Annotated in this window: 4 protein-coding genes; 2 read left to right on the top strand and 2 right to left on the bottom strand. The window is 67.7% G+C overall.

Annotation, left to right across the window (positions count from 1 at the left end; all coding sequences use genetic code 11):
• Positions 1 to 1,195, bottom strand: a 1,195-nt coding sequence (locus G3N61_RS38215) for an efflux RND transporter periplasmic adaptor subunit (RefSeq protein ID WP_205825018.1), incomplete at its 3' end; no start/stop codon positions are given.
• Positions 1,196 to 1,596: 401 nt separating this feature from the next.
• Between G3N61_RS38215 and G3N61_RS38210 the strand changes: the two genes are divergently transcribed.
• A complete protein-coding gene (locus G3N61_RS38210; protein WP_043190193.1) occupies positions 1,597 to 2,238 on the top strand; it encodes a TetR family transcriptional regulator in 642 nt (213 codons plus the stop codon).
• A 91-nt stretch (positions 2,239 to 2,329) separates the two neighbouring features.
• Here G3N61_RS38210 and G3N61_RS38205 read toward each other — a convergent pair whose 3' ends face one another.
• On the bottom strand, positions 2,330 to 3,007 hold the full coding sequence (locus tag G3N61_RS38205; protein ID WP_205825017.1) for a cysteine hydrolase family protein: 678 nt from the start codon (positions 3,005 to 3,007) through the stop codon (positions 2,330 to 2,332).
• A 152-nt stretch (positions 3,008 to 3,159) separates the two neighbouring features.
• Here G3N61_RS38205 and G3N61_RS38200 point away from each other — a divergent pair.
• On the top strand, positions 3,160 to 3,893 hold a 734-nt coding region (locus G3N61_RS38200), incomplete at its 3' end, for an AraC family transcriptional regulator (protein WP_241018115.1).

The following is a 3,893-nucleotide window of genomic DNA, read 5'->3' as shown; positions in this document are numbered from 1 at the left end:
CGGCGGCAGCCGTCGCGTCGGTGGCGGCAGCCGCACCCGGTGCGGCATCGGCCGCCGGGGCGAGCTGCGCGGGGACCGTCTTCACGGTCGCACCCGGGCGCACCTTGTCGACGCCCTGCACGATCACGTGATCGCCCGCTTCCAGACCGCCTTCGACGATCCAGTTCGCGCCTTGCATGCCCGTCGTCTTCAGCGGGCGCGGCTCGACCTTGTTGCCGGCGTTCACCACCATCGCGATCGCCTGGCCCTTCTGGTCATGCGTGACGCCGATCTGTGGCACCAGGAACGCGTTCTCGTTCACGCCTTCCTCGATCCGTGCACGCACGAACATGCCCGGCAGCAGCACGCGGCCCGGGTTCGGGAACACCGCGCGGATCGTCACCGAACCGGTGGTCTGGTCGACCGTCACGTCCGAGAACTGCAGCTTGCCCGGCTCCGAATAGGTCTTGCCGTCCTCCAGGATCAGCGACACCTTCGCGGCGCCCGGGCCGCTCGTCTTCAGGCGGCCGCTCTGCACGTCCTGGCGCAACTTCAGGCCTTCGAGGCTCGACTGCGTGAGGTCGACATACACCGGGTCGAGCTGCTGGACCGTCGACATCAGCGTCGCCTGGCTTGCCTGCACGTACGCGCCCGGCGTCACCTGCGAGATGCCGACGCGGCCGGTGATCGGCGACACGACATCGGTATAGCCAAGGTTGATCTGTGCGGTGTCGACCGCTGCCTTGCCGGCCGCGACGTCCGCCGCGGCCTGGCCTTGCGTGGCCACCGCGTTGTCGTAGTCCTGCTTGCTGACCGCATTCGCGGCCACCAGCACCTTGTAGCGCGCGACCAGCGCGTTCTGCGTGACGAGGTTCGCCTGCGCCTTCGCGAGCGTCGCCTTCGCGCTGTTCAGCGCGGCGACGTACGGCGCCGGGTCGATCTTGTAGAGGCGCTGACCGGCCTTGACGTCGGTGCCTTCGGTGAATTCACGGCGCAGCACGATGCCGTCGACCCGTGCGCGGACCTGCGCGACGAGGAACGCACTGGTGCGGCCCGGCAGGTCGGTGAAGACCGGTACGGTTTGCGGCTGGACGGTGACGACGCCAACTTCCGGCGTTTGCGGCGGCGGTGCCGATTCTTTCTTCCCGCACGCGGCCAGGAAAACGGCGGCCGTCGCGACAGTGATTAAGCGGTATGGAACCCGTTCGACGCGCATGGAGCGACCTCTGTGTATAACCAATGGAATAAGTGCCGCACCCGACCGGAGCGAGCGCGACACGGATGCGCCTCACGGCGCAGATCGAACACCTGAAATACTGGACTGCTAGATACAGCAAGCGGCACGAAACCTCCGTGCCGACAGGTTGCCCCGCACTGCGGACTGGTACTTTGGCGGGAATCAGCAGAGTGGGATATTAACTGATTGCCACTTGGGTCATTCGATCGTAGGGTGGTATTGTATATACATTCATGAATGTATGTAAAAAGCCCGTTTATGCCCCGCCTGCTGTCCAGTCTTACGGATTATTACCAACCGCAAGCATAGCCAGTCTATATGACTGCGCCGAGGGTTGCAGACCCTATATTCACCTACGATCGATCCAATCAGGCCTGCACATGGTCAGACGTACCAAGGAGGAGGCGCTCGAGACGCGCAATCGCATTCTCGACGCCGCCGAACACGTGTTCTTCGAGAAGGGCGTGTCGCACACGTCGCTCGCGGACATCGCCCAGCACGCCGGCGTGACGCGCGGCGCAATCTACTGGCATTTCGCGAACAAGAGCGAACTGTTCGACGCGATGTTCGACCGCGTGTTTCTGCCGATCGACGAACTGAAGCGGATGCCGCTCGACGCGCCGGGCGGCAATCCGCTGGAGAAGATCCGCCAGATCCTGATCTGGTGCCTGCTCGGCGTGCAGCGCGACGCGCAGTTGCGCCGCGTGTTCAGCATCCTGTTCATGAAGTGCGAGTACGTCGCGGATCTGGAGCCGCTGCTGCAGCGCAACCGCGCGGGGATGAGCGAGGCGCTGCACGCGATCGACGCCGATCTCGCGGCGGCCGTGCGGCTCAAGCTGCTGCCCGAGCGGCTCGATACGTGGCGCGCGACGCTGATGCTGCACACGCTCGTCAGCGGTTTCGTGCGCGACACACTGATGCTGCCCGACGAGATCGATGGCGAGCGGCATGCGGAAAAGCTCGTCGACGGCTGTTTCGACATGCTGCGCTACAGCCCGGCGATGCTGAAGGACGACGACTGACCGCGCGACGCGCGTTCGCCCGCGGCTCTCGTTTCATCGGGCGGCGCGGCAACCTCGCCAACGCGCCGCCCCCTCCTCCTCCCCATCCGGTTCAGGCCGCCTTCGCGCGCTGCGCGCGGGCCCGCCGGTTCGACGCGGCGACCGAATCGTGCTTCGGCATCGGCGCGCCGGCCAGTCCCGCGATCCACGCATCGGTCGACATCACGGCCGCGAAATTCGACTGGAACACCACCGCGTACGCGCGATGAATCTCCTCGGCGCTCGCCGCGCCCGCTTCGTTCTCGTACGGCAGTGCGCCCGTCGCGTCATCGAGGTACTCGACATTCAGCCCCGCGTGCGCCGCGTGATAGACCGTCGCCGCATTGCAGTTGTGCGTCATGTAGCCGGCCACCGCGAGCGTATCGATCCCGTGCGCCTCGAGCCACTCGGCAAGGTCGGTCCCGGCAAACGAGCTGGCCTGCGTCTTCTCGATCAGGTGCGCGTACGGCCGGCCGGCGACCACCGCGTGCAGTGCAACACCGTCGGAGCCGGGCGCGAAGATCGGCGCACCGGCCGGCGCGACGTGCTGGACGACGATCACCGGCACGCCGGCCGCATGCGCGGCATCGATCGCACGGCCGATATTCGCGAGCGACACGTCGAGCGGCGGGTATTCGATCGGCAGGTTGCCCGTCACGTACTCGTTCTGGACGTCGATCACGATCAGCGCGCGACGGGAAGCCGGGCGGGAAACGGAATGGGCAGCGGAATGCGGGACGGCGTTCGACATGGCGGGCTCCTGGTCCGGGGGCGCGGCCCCGCCCCGGAACGGGACGGCCAGCAGCGCGATGCGATGCATTGTCGGCGCGCATCGCTCGCGCGGACAGTGGCCCGATAGCCATTCTTCGATAGAATCGGGCCATCGCCATTCCGGAGCTCGCCATGACCGCCGCTGCCTCGTCCACCCGGCCCGCCTCGCCCGTTCCGACCGTCGTTGCCGTGATCGCGTACGAAGGCATCAGCCCGTTCCACCTGTCGGTGCCGTCCGTCGTGTTCGGCAAGGAACGCGATGCGGCCGCGTCGCCCGTATTCGAGTTCCGCGTCTGCTCGGCCGAACGCGGCCCGCTGTCGACGACCGGCGGCTTCACGATCACCGCGCCATACGGGCTCGACGGGCTCGACGACGCGGACATCGTCATCGTGCCCGCGTGGCGCGATCCGGACGAAGCGCCGCCCGACGTGCTGGTCGACGCGGTCCGCGCGGTCGCCGCGCGTGGCGCGCAGCTCGTCGGGCTGTGCCTCGGCGCCTACGTGCTCGCCGCGGCCGGCCTGCTCGACGGCCGCCCGGCCACTACGCACTGGGCATGGGCCGACGACTTCGCGCAACGCTTTCCGCGCGTGAAGCTCGATCCGGACGTGCTGTACGTGGACGATGGCAACCTGATGACGTCGGCCGGCACGGCCGCGGGGCTCGACTGCTGCCTGCACGTCGTGCGACGGCGCTTCGGCTCGGACGCCGCGAACCAGATCGCGCGCCGCCTCGTGATCCCGCACGCAACTGCCGATGAGCACGCTGCGCCGCGTGCTGACGCAGCTCGACGCCGCGGGCCTGAGCGCGACGACGTTGAACGAGGACGGCACCGGCAGCGCCGCGCTGACCGACGAAGGACGCGCCG

It is taken from the genome of Burkholderia sp. Ac-20349 (genome assembly GCF_017104865.1).
Taxonomy (GTDB): domain Bacteria; phylum Pseudomonadota; class Gammaproteobacteria; order Burkholderiales; family Burkholderiaceae; genus Burkholderia; species Burkholderia aenigmatica.
Note: the sequence above shows the minus strand (reverse complement) of the source record. Positions and strands in the feature narration are given on the sequence as shown.